At 68.1% G+C, this 17529-nt stretch carries 16 protein-coding genes; 8 read left to right on the top strand and 8 right to left on the bottom strand.

What is annotated here, in order from left to right:
- Positions 1 to 219: 219 nt before the first annotated feature.
- Positions 220 to 1104: a LysR family transcriptional regulator gene (locus tag PQI07_RS00980; RefSeq protein ID WP_274925861.1), complete on the bottom strand. Its 885-nt coding sequence runs from the start codon at positions 1102 to 1104 to the stop codon at positions 220 to 222.
- Positions 1105 to 1207: 103 nt separating this feature from the next.
- Between PQI07_RS00980 and PQI07_RS00975 the strand changes: the two genes are divergently transcribed.
- Together PQI07_RS00975 and PQI07_RS00970 are read left to right on the top strand one after the other, a co-directional pair.
- Complete coding sequence (locus PQI07_RS00975; protein WP_210187513.1) at positions 1208 to 2104, top strand: NmrA family NAD(P)-binding protein; 897 nt, start codon at positions 1208 to 1210, stop codon at positions 2102 to 2104.
- A gap of 29 nt (positions 2105 to 2133) precedes the next feature.
- Positions 2134 to 3285 (top strand): epoxide hydrolase family protein, encoded by a 1152-nt coding sequence (locus PQI07_RS00970; RefSeq protein WP_274925860.1) that lies wholly within the window; start codon positions 2134 to 2136, stop codon positions 3283 to 3285.
- A 268-nt stretch (positions 3286 to 3553) separates the two neighbouring features.
- Here PQI07_RS00970 and PQI07_RS00965 read toward each other — a convergent pair whose 3' ends face one another.
- Positions 3554 to 9937: an autotransporter outer membrane beta-barrel domain-containing protein gene (locus tag PQI07_RS00965; protein WP_274925859.1), complete on the bottom strand. Its 6384-nt coding sequence runs from the start codon at positions 9935 to 9937 to the stop codon at positions 3554 to 3556.
- Between the two features lie 495 nt (positions 9938 to 10432).
- On the opposite strand from PQI07_RS00965, the gene PQI07_RS00960 reads away from it, so the two are divergent.
- Positions 10433 to 11002, top strand: coding sequence for a hypothetical protein (locus PQI07_RS00960; RefSeq protein WP_274925858.1), 570 nt, complete (start codon positions 10433 to 10435; stop codon positions 11000 to 11002).
- Between the two features lie 245 nt (positions 11003 to 11247).
- Positions 11248 to 11670, top strand: a complete 423-nt coding sequence (locus tag PQI07_RS00955) for a GNAT family N-acetyltransferase (RefSeq protein ID WP_274925857.1) — start codon at positions 11248 to 11250, stop codon at positions 11668 to 11670.
- A 97-nt stretch (positions 11671 to 11767) separates the two neighbouring features.
- Here PQI07_RS00955 and PQI07_RS00950 read toward each other — a convergent pair whose 3' ends face one another.
- Genes PQI07_RS00950 through PQI07_RS00940 form a run of 3 tightly spaced genes read right to left on the bottom strand, consistent with a single transcriptional unit; the run spans position 11768 to position 13745 of the window.
- Positions 11768 to 13096 carry a Y-family DNA polymerase gene (locus PQI07_RS00950; RefSeq protein ID WP_274925856.1) on the bottom strand — a complete coding sequence of 443 codons (1329 nt, stop codon included), beginning with the start codon at positions 13094 to 13096 and terminating at the stop codon, positions 11768 to 11770.
- Entirely contained in the window at positions 13093 to 13572 is a 480-nt protein-coding gene (locus PQI07_RS00945) for a LexA family protein (protein ID WP_246410953.1), read from the bottom strand. Before PQI07_RS00945 ends, PQI07_RS00950 begins: the two co-directional genes overlap by 4 nt.
- Positions 13551 to 13745, bottom strand: a complete 195-nt coding sequence (locus PQI07_RS00940; RefSeq protein WP_342462038.1) for a hypothetical protein — start codon at positions 13743 to 13745, stop codon at positions 13551 to 13553. Before PQI07_RS00940 ends, PQI07_RS00945 begins: the two co-directional genes overlap by 22 nt.
- Positions 13746 to 13815: 70 nt before the next feature.
- Between PQI07_RS00940 and PQI07_RS37830 the strand changes: the two genes are divergently transcribed.
- A complete protein-coding gene (locus PQI07_RS37830; RefSeq protein WP_446720934.1) occupies positions 13816 to 14142 on the top strand; it encodes a DUF6894 family protein in 327 nt (108 codons plus the stop codon).
- 16 nt (positions 14143 to 14158) lie between these two features.
- Positions 14159 to 14410, top strand: a complete 252-nt coding sequence (locus tag PQI07_RS00930) for a hypothetical protein (RefSeq protein WP_043350800.1) — start codon at positions 14159 to 14161, stop codon at positions 14408 to 14410.
- A 3-nt stretch (positions 14411 to 14413) separates the two neighbouring features.
- Here PQI07_RS00930 and PQI07_RS00925 read toward each other — a convergent pair whose 3' ends face one another.
- Positions 14414 to 14548: a hypothetical protein gene (locus PQI07_RS00925; protein ID WP_274925854.1), complete on the bottom strand. Its 135-nt coding sequence runs from the start codon at positions 14546 to 14548 to the stop codon at positions 14414 to 14416.
- A 310-nt stretch (positions 14549 to 14858) separates the two neighbouring features.
- Between PQI07_RS00925 and PQI07_RS00920 the strand changes: the two genes are divergently transcribed.
- Both PQI07_RS00920 and PQI07_RS00915 read left to right on the top strand, forming a co-directional pair.
- Entirely contained in the window at positions 14859 to 15032 is a 174-nt protein-coding gene (locus tag PQI07_RS00920) for a hypothetical protein (RefSeq protein WP_164706411.1), read from the top strand.
- A gap of 634 nt (positions 15033 to 15666) precedes the next feature.
- A complete protein-coding gene (locus PQI07_RS00915; RefSeq protein WP_274925853.1) occupies positions 15667 to 16032 on the top strand; it encodes a hypothetical protein in 366 nt (121 codons plus the stop codon).
- Positions 16033 to 16684: 652 nt separating this feature from the next.
- Here the strand turns inward: PQI07_RS00915 and PQI07_RS00905 are convergent.
- Positions 16685 to 17023, bottom strand: coding sequence for a hypothetical protein (locus tag PQI07_RS00905; protein WP_043351545.1), 339 nt, complete (start codon positions 17021 to 17023; stop codon positions 16685 to 16687).
- Positions 17024 to 17117: 94 nt separating this feature from the next.
- On the bottom strand, positions 17118 to 17528 hold the full coding sequence (locus tag PQI07_RS00900; protein WP_179698085.1) for a 3TM-type holin: 411 nt from the start codon (positions 17526 to 17528) through the stop codon (positions 17118 to 17120).
- Position 17529: the final 1 nt, after the last annotated feature.

Here is a 17529-nt window from a genome sequence, read left to right as displayed (position 1 = left end):
TGGACGGCAGTCCTTCGGCTTCAGGGCAAGGACGCATCGAAAGCTGACGTTGATGGGCGATGTTGCCGTCCCGAAAACATTGAGAATCGGAAGGCAACACATTCACTCAATCCAACTGTGACGATGCCGTGAGACGCGCAATGACTGGATCGGCGATCAGCCGGGAGGGTGCCCGGGAAGACGGCGAACCCTGTGCCGGATTGCAGCTTCGACTTAGCGCTAACGCTGCAATCCATCGAAGCTGGCAACCAGCGCGTCGATGAAGACTCGCACCTTGGCCGACAAGCTGTGGTGGCTCGGGTAGATCGCGTGAATCACGGTCTCGATGCCCTCGGCGGTGGGCCATAGCCGAACCAGCCGGCCGTCCGCGACGTACGGCCTCGCAAGGAAATCGGGCAGGTACGCGATGCCGGCGCCGCCCAGTACCACTGGCAGCAGAGCCGCGGAGTCGGAGATGGCGACGGCCGGCGGCAGCTCGATGCGTCTGGCGTCGCCGGTCGCATCGTCCTGGTAGGCCATGGCCCGATCGCCGTAGCCGATCAGCGTGTGGTCGGTGAGGTCCGCGGCGTGAGCGGGCGTCCCGCGCGCCGCGAGATAGCCGGGGCTGGCGCAGAGCCATGCCTCCGAGACCAGCAGCCGGCGGGCGATCAGGTCGCTGTCTACGAGCGGTCCCACCCGGATCAGCAGGTCGGCCATCTCGGCCGGCATGTCGACGAAGCGGTTCTCGACCGCCAGCATCACGCGGACCTGGGGATAGGCGGCCATGAACCCCGGCAGCATGGGAGCGACCAGTGCGGTCGCGACCGTGAAAGGCAGGCTGACCCGCAGCGTACCGGCCGGAACGCCTCCCAACCCTTCGAGTGCCGTGCCTGCCTCGTCCACGTCGGCCAGGATGCGGAGCGCGTGCGGCCGAAACAGCGTGCCGGCGTCGGTCAGCCGCAAATGCCGCGTCGAGCGGTCCATCAGCACCACGCCGAGATCGCGCTCCAGCCGTGCGAGCGCGCGGCTGACCCCCGACTTCGGCAGGCCGAGCGCGCGCGCCGCGGCCGACACGCTCATCAGGTCGGTGATGCGCACGAACGCGCGCAGGTCGGAGAGCTGCATTGTCGTTCCACCTTTTGCAACACCCTGTCCCATCTCGCCCAGCTAATCGCAGGAGAGCGCAACGCCTATTCACCTGATCGGCGAGCGGATGGAGGAATGAGTGGTGGATGGCGCGCAGACCCAGCACTTGGTGGTCGTGGCAGGAGCCACCGGCGATCTCGGCACCCGGATCGTCAAGGCACTGACGGCCAAGGGTAGGCCGGTACGGGCGCTGGTGCGCCGGCCGGCCGATGAGCTGGCCCGCGGCAACGTCGAGCAAGTCTCCGTGGATTTCGGAAACGGTGTTGCGCTGACTCACGCCGTCTCCGGCGCCGCGTGCGTCGTGTCTGCGCTGAACGGTACCGCGCCGGTGATCCTCGACACGCAAGGGCAACTGCTCGACGCGGCGGTGGCAGCCGGCGTGCCGCGCTTCATCCCGTCCGACTTCTGCCTGGACTATCTGACAACCCGGCCGGGCGACAATCGCAACATGGACCTGCGACGCCAATTCGCGGCCCGCCTCGATGCGGCACGGATCCGTGCGACCTCGATACTCAACGGGCCGTTCGCCGACCTCCTTGAGGGTCAGGCTCCTATCGTGCTGCACCGCTTTCGCCGCGTCCTCTTCTGGGGCGATGCCGACCAGGTGTTCGACTTCACCGCCAAGGACGACGTCGCCGCCTACACCGCGGACGCGGCGCTCGACCCTGCCGCGCCCCGCCATCTGCGCATCTCGGGCGATCAGATCAGCCCGCGCGGGCTGGCCGAGCTGCTGACCAGCCTGGAAGGCCGGCGCTGGCGGCTGCTGCGCGCCGGCGGCATCGGTCGCCTGAGCGCGATCATAGCTGTCGCGCGCGCGCTGACCCCGGAGACCGACGCGCCGTTCCCGGCGTGGCAGGGGATGCAATACCTGCGCGACATGTCGACCGGGCGCGGCAAGCTGCACGGCTTCGACAACACCCGCTACGGCAAGACCGATTGGACCAGCGCCGCAGCCGTCCTCGCCCCCACGATCCGCTGAGCATCGACCCGCCAAGGGAAAGCCATGCCATGACCGACGCTATCACTCCCTTCCCGATCCGGGTCGCCGACGCCGACCTGACCGACCTGTCCGACCGCCTCGCCCGCACCCGCTGGCCCGATGCCGGCACCGTCACCGACGGGAGCCAAGGTCCGACCGTGCACGCCATCCGCCGTCTGGTCGGCCGCTGGCACGATGGCTACGATTGGCGGGTGGCAGAAGCCCTCATCAACGGGTGGGGCAGCAGCCGCACCGTTATCGACGGCCTCGGCATCCACTTCCTGCATGTCCGCTCGCCCGAGCCCGATGCCCAACCGCTCTTGCTGGCGCATGGCTGGCCAGGCTCGATCCTGGAGTTCCGCGACGTGATCGGGCCGCTGACCGACCCTGCGGCGCATGGCGGAAATCCGCGGTGTGCGTTCCACCTCGTGATCCCGTCGATGCCGGGGTTCGGATTCTCCGACAAGCCGACCGGGCCAGGTTGGAACGTCGGCCGCGTCGCTGGCGCCTATGTCGAGCTGATGCAGAGGCTGGGCTATGGCGACCGGTGGTTCGCCCAGGGCGGCGATTGGGGTGCGGCCGTGGTGACGGTGCTGGCGCACATGCGCGCGCCCGGCCTCACCGGCATCCACCTGAATATGGTCATGTTCCAGCCGACCGAGGACGAGATCGCGGACGCGACGCCGGAGGAGCAGGCGATGCTGTCCGGCATGGCGCGATACGACCGGGTGCAGTCGGGTTACATGAAGCTGCAGAACACGCGTCCGCAGTCGGTCGGATTTGCGCTGGCGGACTCGCCGGTGGGGCTGGCGGCCTGGATCTACGCGCTGTTTCAGGACGTGACCGACAGCGGCGGCGAGCCCGAGCGCGTGATCCCGCTGGACCACATGCTCGACGACATCATGCTCTACTGGCTGCCGAACGCCGGAGCCAGCTCGGCGCGGTTCTATTGGGACAACGCGCAAGGCCAAGCGGGTATGCCGAGCGAACCCATGCCGCTGCCAGCCGGCGTCAGTGTGTTCCCCGGTGAGGTGATGCGGCTGTCACGGCGCTGGGCGGAAAAGCGTTTCGTGGACCTGCGTCATTACAACCGGCCCCCAAGGGGCGGACATTTCGCGGCGATGGAGAACCCTTCGGCCTTGGTCGCAGATGTGCGCGCGACGTTCGCGAAGGTCGGATAGTTCCAGGTGGATCTGCCTCCACGCGAGGTCATCATCGTGGTCCAGTGCGCGTCCGCATCCCCGTCTGATGCGTCCGATCGCTGTCCGCTCCCAATTTGCGTCGCCCAGCACCGAGAAGGACCGCTTTCGGGACGTAGCAACGGCTGTCGGGACGGTCGATATGGGTCGTTTGGAGACGGTCCGCTTTTGGACGAAAGTGTCGAAAGTAGATGCCCCACGGCATTCAATCGACCGCGATGGGTTTTGGTGAGGTCGGCAGCAGCCTTTCTCAGAAGCGCAGCTGCATCCGAGCAGTCCCCGCATGCGAGAGGAAGTGGTCTCCGACTTGACCTTGATACTCGCCGGTCACCTCGATGCCGCCACCGAGGCTGACCTGAAAACCCAGCCCCACTTCGCCGAGGCGATCGGGGATCGATGATTCCGTAGCGAACAGGCCCAGCGCGCCGGTCCCGTTAAAGCTCGCCTTGCCGGTGAAATGGTCGTCCGACAGGAGTGTCACGCCAAGGGTGCCGTAGGGGCGGACCCAGCGCCCCCCGTCGAGGTCGATCCGGCCGCCGATCTCCATCATCGGGCTGAATGCCACCAGCGTCTTGGCCACCGGCCGCATATCGAGGTTGAAGCCCGGCGCCCCGGTCTCGGAATAGGCAGGGCTGTAGCTGTAGAGCAGGTCCAGATCCGCGTAGGGCTTGAGATACCAGTCGCCGAACAAGACTTGGTAGCTCGCCCGCAGCCGACCGCCCGCGGTGAGGATCCCGGACTTGCTGCGCGCCGTGGCGGTAGCGCCACCAAAATCGATCAGACGTTTGTTGTCGGCCCAGGAATAACCAAGGTTGGCCGAAGCCGCGAGCAGCCAGGGGCCAATCTGGTGCTTGAGCGCCGCAGAGACATCGGCGGCATCGCTCGTTGTCCCGGTGATCCGGTCGGGGTCGCTCTGGATCGCCCGTGTGTAGGCGCCAGTGAGGCCGAAGAACCAGTCCGGGGCGAACTCGGTCTGAAGTCCGCTTTGGTAGCTGAGGGCGGTCTGACGGTAGCCAACGTCGTCCGCGGTGGCGGATTGGGTCGTGTGAGCGCTGGTGATGCGCCCCCAGACGCATTCACCCTCACGCAGAAGCGTACCGGTTCCCGTGAACGCCGGGCAACTCATGGCGCGCTGGAGACCCTTGCGGGTATCGAGCGTCCGGTCGGTCAGGTTGTCCTGGTTGGATTCTGGCTTCAACTCGTCCAGGGCGGCGGCATAGGCCTTCGAGCTGTCGACGGAGAGAAAGCGTCCGTAGAGCGTGCCCAGCTTCGTCGTGTTTCCATCCCAGGCATCCTGCAGGCCTTGCGCCACGCTGCGCTGGTCCTCGGTCAGGGTCACGCCGACCGGCGCCGTGAAATGAGCCTGCGGCACCAGCGCGATGCTGTTCCCCGTCGAGACGATCGTCCAGGAGATTGGGATGGCCCCCGAGCTGATGCTGCTTCCGGTGGCGCTGGCGCCGACGTTCTCCACTTGGCCGGCCCTGAGGAAAGTGTAGCGGCCGGGCGAGAGACCATCGATCACGTGCGGCTCGACCACGCCCCTCAGGGAGGCGGTGCCGGTGACGGTCAGAAGATCGTTCCGCAAGGCGGGATCTGTCGCCAGCGGTGCGATATCGACCAACAGGCGCCCGGACTCGGTCTGCTCGAAATTGCCGGTTATCGTCGCCCGGGCGACTTTGCCGACCCCGCCGATGTCGAGGATGGCGCCGTTGCGCAGGCGGCCGCCATCTCCCAGGGCGATGACACCGTCGGGACCGGTGCGCAGGATCGCCGAAGCTGCGCCGTCGAATCCGTTGTCGAACACGACGCGACCCGTCTGCCCTCCGCCTGTGAGGTCGACGTCACCGATCAGCGTACCGCGATTGGTGATCGTGCCGGTGGTGAACGCGCCGACGATCGCCCGGCCCGAGGCGGCGCTGACCACGGCGCCCTCCTCGATGGCGATCCTATTGTCGTGCCCACCCTCGACGCGCATCGCCGCGCCCGCGCCGCTGCCGCCAGTGACGAGGCCGCTGACCCGGATGACGATCTTGCCGCTGCGGCTCAGATCGGGCTCGAGGCTACCATCGGTCCGCTGGACGCCGGATTGCGCCAGAATCGCGTGGGCGTCCAGGCCGGACGCGATGATCGACCCGGCCGACTCGATGGAGATATCGCCGCCGCTCCCGGTTACGGCGCGGCTTCGCACGGGCTGCATCGCCGTCTCGCCGGACAGGCCGACGAGGAGCCCGCCACCTCCGCCGAGGCTCTGAGCGACGATGCCGTGGGATTGCGTGCCCGCGGTGTGGATGACGGAGCCCTGCTCCAGGTTGACCCTGACCGCACCGCCGGAGCCGCTACTGCCGTCCGCCAGTCCGTAGGGGATCGCGTAGCCCATGGCCTGATGGGCGCCGCCGTAGCCGCCGCCACCGCCGATCGACTGCAAGAGCAGAGCCGGTGCCGCGTCGCCGGTGGTCAGGATCTGCGCGCTCGCCCCCATCCTGACCTGGATCGAACCGCCATCGCCAGCGGCACCGCCCGTGCCGCCCAGCCCGAACGTATATTTATGGCCGCCCGGTCCCGCCGCCACGGAGGCGAGCCCGCCGCCGCCGCCGATGCTCTGGGCCAGGATGCCGACCGCGCCGAAGCCGCTCGTGGCGACTGTGCCGTCCTGAACGATCCGCACGGTGCCGCCATTGCCCGCCATGGCTCCGGAACCGCCGAGCGTCAGGCTGCCGGACTTGGCCGAGACGGAGGCAGGATCCTCCGGCGGTGCGATCTGTACGATGTCGAGCGCTGCGAGCAGCGCATCCGTCAGCGCCTTGGCATCGCTCTTCGTGTCATCCTTGGCGCCACTCTTGGCGTCGCTCCCGGAGCCGTCCTTGGTCGTGCCATCGTCAGCCGCGTCGTCGCCAGCCGGTGCGGCGAAGCTGCCGCCGCCGCCGCCGATGCTCTGAGCGACAACGGCATGCGCCTCGATCCCGGCCGTCGCGACGGTGCCGCGGTTTTCGATCGTGACGTCGCCGCCATGCGCGCCGACACCGCCGCGGCCGCCGACGTTCAGATTGAGTGTCAAACCCTTGTTGACTTGGCTGTCGACGCTGGCGCCGACACCGGTCCCGCCGCCGCCGCCGATGCTCTGCGCGTAGAGGCCGTAGGCTGCATTGCCCTCTGTAGCGACCGTACCGAGGTTGAGGATCCCGACGGGACCGCCAGTATTGCCCGTGCCGCCCGAGCCGCCGACGGTCGCCGCGATGTTGGTCGCATTGGTGGCCTGTGCGAACGAAACGCCGCCCTGGCCGCCGCCGCCGCCGATGCTCTGCGCCATGATCCCGTGAGCGGAGGCTCCAAGGGTCGTGATCGTCCCCTCGTTCTTGACGTTGACCTCGCCACCGGAGCCTCCGCTTGCCCCGTCGCCGCCGAGAGCCAAAGTTGCCGAGATATTGGGCAGCTTGGTCCCGGTCTTCTTCTGTGTGTCCAGGTAGTTTGAGATGCCGGTCGAGTAGGATTTCAGCGCCTTGCCGAAATCCGATTTCTTCAGCTTGTCAGCGAGCCCCTTGTAGGTGTCGCTGGCCTTGATGTCCTTGAGGAACTGTTCAAGCGATTTCTTGTCGTCCTTGTTATTTTTGTCGGCGGCCCACTGCTGATACGCTTCGACGCCGATCGCCTGCTTGATCTGTTGCCAGATCTCCCCGACGGCGTCGGGCGCGACATCCGTTCCGGCCGCGAGGCTGCCCCCCGTACCGCCGCCGCCGCCGATGCTCTGGGCAAGGATCCCGTGTGCGCCGTCACCCGAGGTCGCGACCGTGCCGGTCGCGGCGTTGACGACAGCCACTGGGCCGCCCGTGCTACCAGTCCCGCCGGATCCGCCAAGCTGTCGGGTGATTTTGAACGTACCCGTGGCGGCACCCGACACCTCGCCGCCGTTGCCGCCGCCGCCGCCGATGCTCTGCGCCTGGATGCCGGTCGCGTTCGAACCGCCGGTCAAGACCGTGCCTTCGTTCGTGACCTGGACGGTACCGCCGCGGTTGCCGACGCCGCCTGAGCCGCCAACGGTATCGCTCACCGACAGGGTGTCGGCGATCGGGAGCTTGCCGAGAACTTCGTTGAGGGTCTTGTCGAAGGAGACTCCGGACGTCGCGACTGCCGAGGCCGGCCCGGCATTACCACCGCCGCCGCCGACGCTCAGCGCGAGGACGCCGATCGCGGCGTCACCTCCGGTCATGACGCGACCCGTCTGAGTGACGGTCACGTCGCCGCCGGTACCACCGCCTCCACCCTCCCCACCGCTCCGATCGCGGTTCTTCCCGCCGATGCCCCGGGTGATGGCGATGTTCTGGCGCAGGCTCAAGGTGTTGCTCGTCGCGGTCGCGCCACCGCCGGTTCCGCCGCCGCCACCGATGCTCAGGGCCTCGATGCCGGACGCGCCGTCGCCGGAGGTCCGCACGGTCCCGCGATTGGTGATGGTAGCGCTGCCGCCGTTGCCGCCGCCGCCGCCCATGCCGCCGAGGATCGTGGTGGCAGCCACAGCCATCTGCTGCGGCGGTGCGACGGCCAGCGCGTAGGCCGTCGCGTTGCCGCCGATTCCGCCGCCGCCGCCAACGCTGAGGGCGAGGAGGCCGGTCGCCCCATCGCCGTAAGTGGTGACGAGGCCGGTGTTGGCGACACGCGCTGCGCCGCCCGCGCCACCATCCCCTCCCGAACCGCCGATCGCGGTGGAGAACGCGAAGCTCGGCAGCGTCTTGCCGGTCGGGGTCACGAGGGGTGCCGTGATCGCCTGCGCGTTGGCCAGGCCGCCCACGCCGCCGCCGCCGCCGATGCTGAGCGCCGCGAGGCCGTCCGCGCCGAGGCCGACGGTCGTGACCGTGCTGCCGCTCTCGATGACGGCGGAGCCGCCCTGTCCGCCTCGGCCTCCGCTCCCGCCGATCGCCCACGACGCCGAAAGCCCTACACCCACCGCCTTGGTCCTGGCCTCGCCGCCGGCACCGCCGCCGCCGCCGATGCTCTGAACCAGCACGGCCGTCGCGCCGTCACCGCCGGTCTCGACCGTCCCGCCGACGCCCGTGAAGCGGGCGAGGCCGCCATCGCCGCCGCCGCCGCCGCTGCCGCCCAGGCCGACAGAGAAGAAGGCATTCGCCGTGAACGCGTCGCCGCCGATGCCGCCGCTGCCGCCGATGCTCTGGACGAGGGCGCCGTATGCGGCGTCACCCGCGGTCACGATCCTGCCGCCGGCATCGACGATCTCGGCGGTGGCGCCTCTCCCCCCGGTGCCGCCGGTACCGCCGGTGGAGAACCACAGCGTCCTGCCCCCGGCACCGCCGCCATTTGCCTCGGACCTCACGGCCAGGGGCGAGAGGGGCAGGGCCGTGTCGGCGCTGCCGCCACCGATGCTCTGCGCGACCAGACCGATCGCCCCGGTACCGCCAGTCGTCACGGTGCCGCTGTTGGTCAATGTCACCGATCCGCCCGTGGCGGCATCCCCACCCTTGCCGCCGCCGAAGATGCCGTCGCCGCCCCTGCCGCCGGGGCCGCCGACCGACTGCGCAACGATGCCCAGGGCATAATCGCCCTGCGTGACCACGGTGCCGCGCTGGATCACCGTGACGGTGCCGCCGTCGCCGCCTCGGGCTCCATCCCGTCCCCCTGCATCGCCCTGGCTTCCGCCTCGACCGCCGATGCTCTGGACGAGGGCGCCGAAGGCATAGTCGCCAGCCGTCCTGATCGTGCCGGCCATGTCGAGGCGCGCAGGGCCACCGATGCCGCCCTGCGTCACCTCGGGCTTGCTGTAGGCGGTTCCTGTTCCGCGGTTGCCGCCCGCGCCGCCGATGGACTCGACGATCGCCGCAGTAGCACCGGCACCGTCGGTGCTCACCTGCCCGGACGGCGTCACGACGAGCGAGGCCGACCCGCCGGTCCCGCCCTTCCGGAACGCAGTCTGGTCGGCGGCAACCCCGCCTGAGCCGGCATTTCCCCCGGTGGCGCTCACTCGCACGCCAAGGAAGGCTTGCCCCACGGTCGAGACCATGGACGAAACGGTGAGCGCAACTGGGCCGGCATCTCCGCCGCCGCCGAAGTTCGTGAGGGCGAATCCGCCATCCCCGCCCCGGGAAAAAACGAGGAACCGGGGAATGGGCTTGAACTCCGGCCGAGCGCCGCTGCTGACTTGGTCGCCCAGTCCGGCGACGTCCTCCAACAACGTTACCGAGACGGCACCGCCGGCGCCTCCGTTGGCGCCGAAAACCGAACCGAGGCCAAAATCGTCGCCTCGTCCACCGCGTCCGCCCTTCGAGCCAATTTGGAGCGTCACGGCGGGATCAAGCCCGGCGGCTGCGGTATCGACATCGATCAAGGTCAGATCGCCGCCAGCCTGGCCGGGCGTGGCAGAAGTGTTCCGGCCAATGATGACGACTTTGCCATCCCGGCCATCTGCGCCGATGACCACTTGGGGTTGGGATTGCTCGGCGGCGTGCGCAGAGAAGCTGACGATCAATGCCAGGGTGGCGGTGGCCGTAACCAGAAATCGTTCGCGGCTACGGACCGTCCCGTGGCAAATCACAACAGATGGCTGACCTGACAGAGACGGCATCGAGAAAAGGCTCTTTGCTCGCACGGATCCGCACATCTGCGCAGCCCTCAGCGAGAGGGTTGGGGTCATCGGTGCACGGATTGCCCGTCATCGAGGCCGCCCAATTCGACGAATGTTTTCCTCAAAGATGGTTAACAAAATCTTTACGACAGACCCATTCCCGTAAGACTGGCAGAACATCTTCAGGGCGGCCATCGATTAAAGGCTGTACAATTCGACATCGACGCAATGATGGAGAACAATTCCGAATATCAATTGCTGACCGGGCAGGGACAAGGCGCGGTCTGACATCAACGGGGAGGCTGGGTCGATAGTGGCCATTTGCTACCGCGTTGAGCTTCATCTCATACGCGCGCGTTATTCGAACGGTTGGCTGGGATCGCGATCGGAACTGGATTCTCCATCCGGAAGCGGACCTTCCGCATGCGACCCGACCCTGCCGCCTGAACTCCGTTCGGCTGTTCCCGGAAGCGGACGCTGTTCACCCATCTGACGACAGTGGATTGGGGTGGTTGAGCGACGTTCGCTGGGCTACCTTCGAAGCCCTGAGAAGGTCTCTCACGCATGAACGACGCCTCGTGGATTGACGCAACAGGCGCAGCAATGTGGGCGCTCGTTGAGCGGTACACCGGACAGGTGGGCTATAAGCGAGGGACCAAGGCGAGTGGGCTGAACGATCATCCTCCCGTCATCGACTGCTCGGGCTGGACCGCTCTACTTCTGTCCGCAGGTATGGCTGCTGCGAACCGTGAGGCCGGACGCCTGCTCTTCAGCGATGCGGACATGGCGGCGGTCCACACTTGGTCGGACCGCTTGATCGAAAACTTGGAACGGCGCTGCGGCGTCATAGTGACAGGCGACCATATAACCGTCGCGGAACTGCCGCCCTTCGCGACGATCGGCTTGCAGCAGGGCGGCGGTGCATGGGCGAGTAATCACCCTCGCCCTCGTGGCATCACACACGTTGTCCAAGTCGTCCATCGCCCTGGCGATCATGCACCGTATGTTTCGGAGGCGCAGGGTATGGCCGAGCCCTACGGCCTTCGGCTGTTGCCATTAGCTAAATGGATCGCAGGAACGCGGGACGATTTGAAGTCCGGCATGGCGTGGGCAGTAGCCCCGTTCGCAGTATGAGACCTCAGCGGATGGCAGAGGACCTTAGCGAGCGAGGTGCGGTGTCCGCCTCAACATCTTTCTGCTCGGATGCAGACCGTTGCGAAGCCACCCCGAGCTACTGTTCGGCTCCCGACCCAACCCCGTCGCCCCGATCGCCATCGGCACTTCCCGGAAGCAGTCCCCTGCTGGCAGGCCGCCAACTCTGGCTGGACAAGGAAGCCTTGGTTCTCTTGATAACGATGGATGCCTCGGAGGAGCCAGCGATGGGGACCACGCTCTATGTAACGCACGAGCCAAACGAAGAGGACCGGCTCGCGATCTACAAAAACCTTATTGCCTTCAATGACGCTACTGCTGGACCATCTAGTTTTGAGCGGCTCGCGGTACTGCTCAAAGACGATATCGGAATTTCTATTGGAGGACTTTGGGGTAAATTCTCTTACGGTTGGCTGACCATCGAACTCCTTGTTGTGCCAGACAGTTTAAGAGGCCAAGGCTTTGGACGCCGTTTAGTCCGTACGGCGGAGGAGGCCGCTATTAAGCGCGACTGTGTAGGCGTTTGGCTAGATACGCACGGTTTCCAAGCGCCCGAATTCTACAAAGCCATTGGCTACGAGATCTTTGGAAACTTGCCGAACTACCCCCAGGGCGTGAGCCGCTACTTTCTGAAAAAGTTATTGAATTAAGATTTTTCTGTGTGCGTCCGCTTTTATGCGTTTGCCGCTGAGAAGCGGACCGGCAGAAATCCACCCAAAGCACTCGGCCGCGTGCTCAAGGAGCGGTTCAGACGTAGGCGACCGGCAACTCGCCGACCTGCGTCGTGTAGCGCGGCGTGCGCATCTCGAACTTCGTGTTCCAGTCGCGCCGGCTCACCAGCCCCGCGCGCGCCGGCACCACGGCGCCGCGGCCCCAGCGCGCGTTGCACGCGTCCATCGCCGCCATGAGCGGGCCCGACCGCTCCCGGTCCAGCCCGCCGATCAGCGCCCGCGGGCTGTGGGACAGCGGCACGAGGTCGTTCGTCACGAGCCCGGCCTTGCTGTACCGCCACGGCCGTTCGCCCGGCTCGCGCCAGGTCTTCGCCACCCCGTGCCGCGCGGCCTTGATCAGCGCCAGCGTGTCCGAGCTGTGCTCCGGCAAGCGCATTGTGGTCGAGACCGAGCGCATCGGCTCGTCGCGGTCGTGCTCGCTCGTGTGGTAGAAGATCGTCACATGGTTGGTGCCGAGACCCTCGCGCCGCAGCTTCTCGCCGAGCCGCGTCGCGTGCGCCGCCACCGCCTCCTCCAGCACCGCCCGCTCGGTGATTCGGCTGGAGAACGAGCGCGTCACCGCGCAGCCCTTCCGCCGCGCCGGCACCATCTCCAGTGGCAGGCAGGCCGCACCACGCAATTCGTAGATGATCCGCTCGCCCACCACGGTCAGGCCCTTGCGCACCGGCCGCGGGTCGAGGTCGCGCAGGTCCGCGACGCTCTCGACGCCCATCGCCTGGAGCTTGGCGAGCGAGGCCCGGCCGATGCCCCAGACCTCGCCGACGTCGATCCGGCACAGCCAATGCGCGTAGGCCGTCGGGTCGGTCAGGTCGCAGACGCCGCCGAGATCCGGCACGGTCTTGGCGATGTGGTTGGCGAGCTTGGCCAGCGTCTTGGTCGGGCCGATGCCGACGCAGGTCGGGATCCCGGTCCAGGCCCGCACCGTGGTGCGCAGGTCCCGCGCCAGCTCGACCCGCAGGCCCGGCGCCACGTCGGTGAGGTTCAGGAAGCTCTCGTCGATGGAGTAGATCTCCACCTGCGGGCTGAACTGCCGGTAGACCGCGTTGGTCCGGCCCGACATGTCGCCGTAGAGCGTGTAGTTCGACGAGAACACCCGTACGCCCTGGGCGCGGCACAGGTCGCGGATCTTGAAGAACGGATCGCCCATCTTGATGCCGAGCGCCTTGGCCTCGCTGGTCCGGGCGATGGCGCAGCCGTCGTTGTTCGAGAGCACGATCACCGGCACGGCGGCGAGCTTCGGGTCGAACACCCGCTCGCACGAGCAGTAGAAGCTGTTGCCGTCGATCAGCGCCACGGCGCGGCCGCCGCCGATCCGGTCGCGCCGGCGCGCCTCCGGCGTGCTCACGAGACCTGCCCGCGGGCGACGTGCCAGCGGATCGAGAAGCGCACCACGCCCCAGATCACGCCCTCGCCGAGTTCCTCGACCGCGAAGGCCGGCAGGTCCGGGTTGCAGAAGGCGAGCCGGGCGGTGTTGCCGTCGATCACGAGGCGCTTGCAGCTCATCTGGCCGTCGACCGCCGCCACGACGATGCTGCCATGGCCGGCCGTGAGGCTGCGGTCGACGCAGGCGAGGTCGCGGTCATAGATGCCGGCGCCCTCCATGGACGAGCCACTGATCCGCCACAGGAAGGTGGCGGGCGGGTTCGGCACGAGCCAGCGCGGCAGCTCCAGCGCGCCCTCCAGGAAATCGTCGGCGGGCGACGGGAAGCCGGCGCACAGCGCCTGCCCGATCAGGGGCACGCGGACGGCGTCGGGACTCCCGAGCAGCAACGCGTCGATCGGGTGGATCGGCACGGGGCTCAGGCCGTCCCGGCGCGGCATCGCGCGTATCCGCGGGAGATCAGCCGGCCCTGTGCGAGCACGCGCGCTTCGGCGTCTTGCAGGTCGGTGAGCGCATCCTCCACCGCCCGAACGAGGGCGGCCCAGGCATCGCCGGAGGCGGCCCGGTGATAGGCCAGGGCGATCACCTCGGCCTCGGACAGACGGATCTCCACAGACGGTTCGTGCCGTTGGGCATGCATCCGGATCACAACCTCGACTAGAACACATCGGGAACAAAGCCCGATGGTGGGGCGTGGTTCAATGGCCGTGTCGGATCCCGCGGAGATCGCAGTGGGCCCGTGTGGAGAGGTCGGGAAAACGCCAATGCCGCGGAGGCTTTATCGCTTCCACTGCCTGGGAGGCGGTGATGCCGTGTTCGACCTGCAGGGGCGGTGGCTGTCGAGCATCCGCGAGATCCGGCAGCACGCGGACCGGGTGGCGCTGGGCCTGATGGAGGGGGTCGGCTGTCAGGACTGGACCGTGTGGTCGGTGGACGTGCGCGATGCCGCAGGCCGGCCCGTGCTGTTCCGCGCGTTCACTGCGGTACGGGTCGGCAGCAAGTCGGCGTAAGGACGGGAGCCGCACCATGGCGATGACGACCAGCTTCGTGGTGCAGCCGTTCGAGATCCACCGCAAGCGCCTGCGCCCGGCCCGCCAGGAGCCGGCGCAGACGGAGAGCGGCGCGCTGAAGAAGGCCGAGACCCTGGCCAAGCGGATGCCTGGCGCGGCGGCGCTGAAGGTGGTGGCCGACGACGAGACCGGCGAGCTGGAGGGCGTCACGATCCTCGGCCAGTGGGGCGAGGTGCCGGACGACTTCGCCGAGAGCCTGCAGGGCTGAGCGTCAGCCGCGCCGCTTGGCGGCGAACTCCCGGACCGGCGGGCCCCAGGTCTGACCCGGCTTGGTCCGGTAGCCGGAGAACCGGTCGAACACGATCCGGTTGGGCTCGACGCCGACGGTCCGGCTAGCGTTGACCATCAGGGCGCCGGCCTACGTCACGCGCAGGAAGCCGTGCTCCGGATGGACGCCGAAGAGCTGCGGCGCGGCCCAGCCGAGCCGATACGCAACGCGGCTCGTGATGCTGGATGCCCGGCGGCGGTTACCGAGCCGTTCGGTGTCGGCCGGAGGATGGTCCCGCGCAGGGATTCCGAGCACGAAAGAGCCCGCGCCGGCGAACCCGGCGGGCAGATGTCCGAAGGGACAGGGCGACACCCTATTGCGGGCGGAACAGGTCCGGGTGATCCTGCCTTTGCCAGTCGACGCACGATCGACGGCACGGGAGGTAAGCATGACGATCTTCCAGGTGAGGCAGAACAGCACGCGCGCGGTCCTCTGGACGGGACAGGCCGACACAGCGGATCGGGCATTGGAAGTCGCCGCCCAGGCCGCCGGTTATCACGGCTTCGAGGAGCTGCCCGAGACGGCGCGCGCCGATATGACGGCTGAGGCCGTGATCGTCTGAGCACGAGAAAAAGCCCCGTGCGGCGGGCCGGCGGGGTCGGCGCATTCGAGGGATATGGCCGGCTGGCAGACGCCGGACACGAAAAAACCGCCGCGGCCGGAGCCGGGCGGTTCGAGAGAGTCTACGCTTGGGGATTGGTCTACGCGCACGCGGCGGCACGGTTCCCGCGCCCAAATCGGCGAGCGGCGCCCCGGCCGAAACCAGGGTGCCCGGGGCAACGTGAACGTCTGCGTTTGCGGGTGCGAGACCCGCTCGGCCCCGCCCCGATCTGCTCACGGGGCGGGGGAGCGTCCGATCTCACCAGCGTGTGAGCCGAGCCGATACGCAACGCGGCTCGGCGGTAAGATGGCGAGTACCGGTTACCGAGCCGTGCTCGTGCCGGCTGCCGGCCAATCCCGCGCCGGGATTCCGCGCACGAAAAAGCCCGCGCCGGCGCGCCGGGCGGGCTTCTCAGGTCGGGCACCGAAAGGGGGGAAGTTCAGTCAAACCTCGCACCGAGGCCAGGCCGGACGCAGGGAAAGGAAAGCCCCGCTGACGGCAGTGAGTCGGAGAGCGAGGGAGCGGCATCCGCTCAGGCAAATCGAACCACCCACCGTTGAAAGCGTTCACGCCCCGCAACAACGGAGAGCACGACATGAAGGCGATCTCAGCGACCGTCCTTGGCCTGGCGCTACTCAGCGGAGCCGCTCCGGCCCTCGCGCAGCCATACGGCGGACGCGATTACGGCTACGATCGCGGCGACTACGGGCCCCGTGACCGAGGCTACGGAGATCGCGGCTACGGAGATCGCGGCTACGGCGACCGTGACCGCCGCGATTACGATCGGGATTACGACCGAGGCTCCCGGGGCGGGCGTGGCGACTACGCGTTCAACGAGGAAGAGTATCTGCGCTGCAATCCGGACGTGCGCCGAGCGGTCATTGGCCGAGCGATCAAGTCGGGTCTGGAACACTACCGCAAGGTCGGGATGGCCGAGGGCCGGAAGTTGACCTGCAATTAGGGCGCATTCGAAGAGCAGAGCAGACTGTGAGAACGCCCCGCGCGGCAATGCCGGCGGGGCTGAAGAAAACGCACGCAGATGATGGCGATGAGCGGCTACCTGCTGCTGCCGCCACCGCCGCCGCCCTGAGGAACGGCGCGCTCTGGCTGATTGGCATTCCCGGCGGAGGACGAGCTGTTCGACATCGTGTCGGCCGGCTGCCCGGTCGGCGAAGTCGTCACGGCGCCCGTGCTACCGGTCGTGCTGTTCTGCGGCGCAACCACGCCTGAAGTGCCAGGAGCGGAGGGCGCCACGGGAGTCGCCGCGGGAGCCTGCGCAGAGGCCCCGCCTGCGAGGAGGCTGAAAGCAGCGGCGGCTGCGAGAACGCGATGGCGCATGAGAACCTTCCTTTGCACTGAAGGCTGAGAAACGCGCTCGCTCGAGAGATAGTTCGATACTGACGAAGCCAGGGGGGCTCGAAAAAGCCCCGCGCGGCGGTGCCGGCGGGGCTGAGTGGATCCTGGGAGGAAGCTGAGCTCAGGCAAGCGGCGGGCCACCAGTACGAGAAAACCGCCGCGATCGGAGCCGAGCGGTTTGAGAGGGTCTACGCTTGGCGAATGTGGAGGCCGGCTCGACGCGGTGATGGCGGCGCGGTTCCGGTCACCGATCCGGCTCACCGCCCCGCCAGCCCGATCTTCGCCAGCACGATCCCCCCGAAGGCCAGCAGCGCCGCCGAGGCCAGCCCCCAGCCGATCTTGCGCAGATCCCGCACTTGCCCGGCGACCTCGGCCAGCCCCTTGGCGGCCTCCGCCTTTGCGCCGTCCACCGCCTTGTCGATCCGCCGCTCGATCTCGTCGCGCGCCACGAAGTGCTCGATGTCGCGCCGGTAGGCCACGCCCTCCAGCTTCTCGTCCATGCGGTCGAGCTTGCCCCCGAGCGCATCCATCTGGCGGCCGGTGGCCTCGACGCGCTCGATCAGGCGCCCGATCCATTCGGGCAGATGGTCGGCCATGGGTCCGGTCCTTCGCTCGCCGCGGCCCGGTCGCGCCGTCCGGGCCCGGGGCGGTGTCTCGTCCGTCATCGGGGTGCGCCCGCGGCCGCGAGGCTCAGCCCTTCGGCCCGAGCACCTGCGGCACGATCTTGTCCACCGAGCGGGCCAGCATGTAGGCGCCGATCCCGACGGTGAGCAGAGACCACAGCTCCGCCGGCACGCCCTTGAGCGCCGCCACCACCTCGACCTGCAGGCCGAGCATCGGCGCCACCACGCCCACCCAGGTGATCATCGCCAGCGCCCACAGCACGGTGATCGGCCGGGCGTTGCGGGCGAGCGGGCTCTCGGATCCCGCATCGGCCTTCATCACCTCGGCCATGGCCCGGCCGAGATCGTCCTGCTGCTCGATCAGGGCCTTCTGCAACTCCAGCTGGACCTGGAGCCGCTGGCCTTCGTCGGGCAGCACCTTCTGGAGGATCGGACCGAGCGCGCCGAGCAGCGCCGGCAGGAGGGCGAGGAACCCCATG

It is taken from the genome of Methylobacterium sp. 092160098-2 (genome assembly GCF_028920805.1).
GTDB classification, from domain to species: Bacteria; Pseudomonadota; Alphaproteobacteria; order Rhizobiales; family Beijerinckiaceae; genus Methylobacterium; species Methylobacterium fujisawaense.
This window is presented reverse-complemented; position numbering and strand designations above follow the sequence as displayed.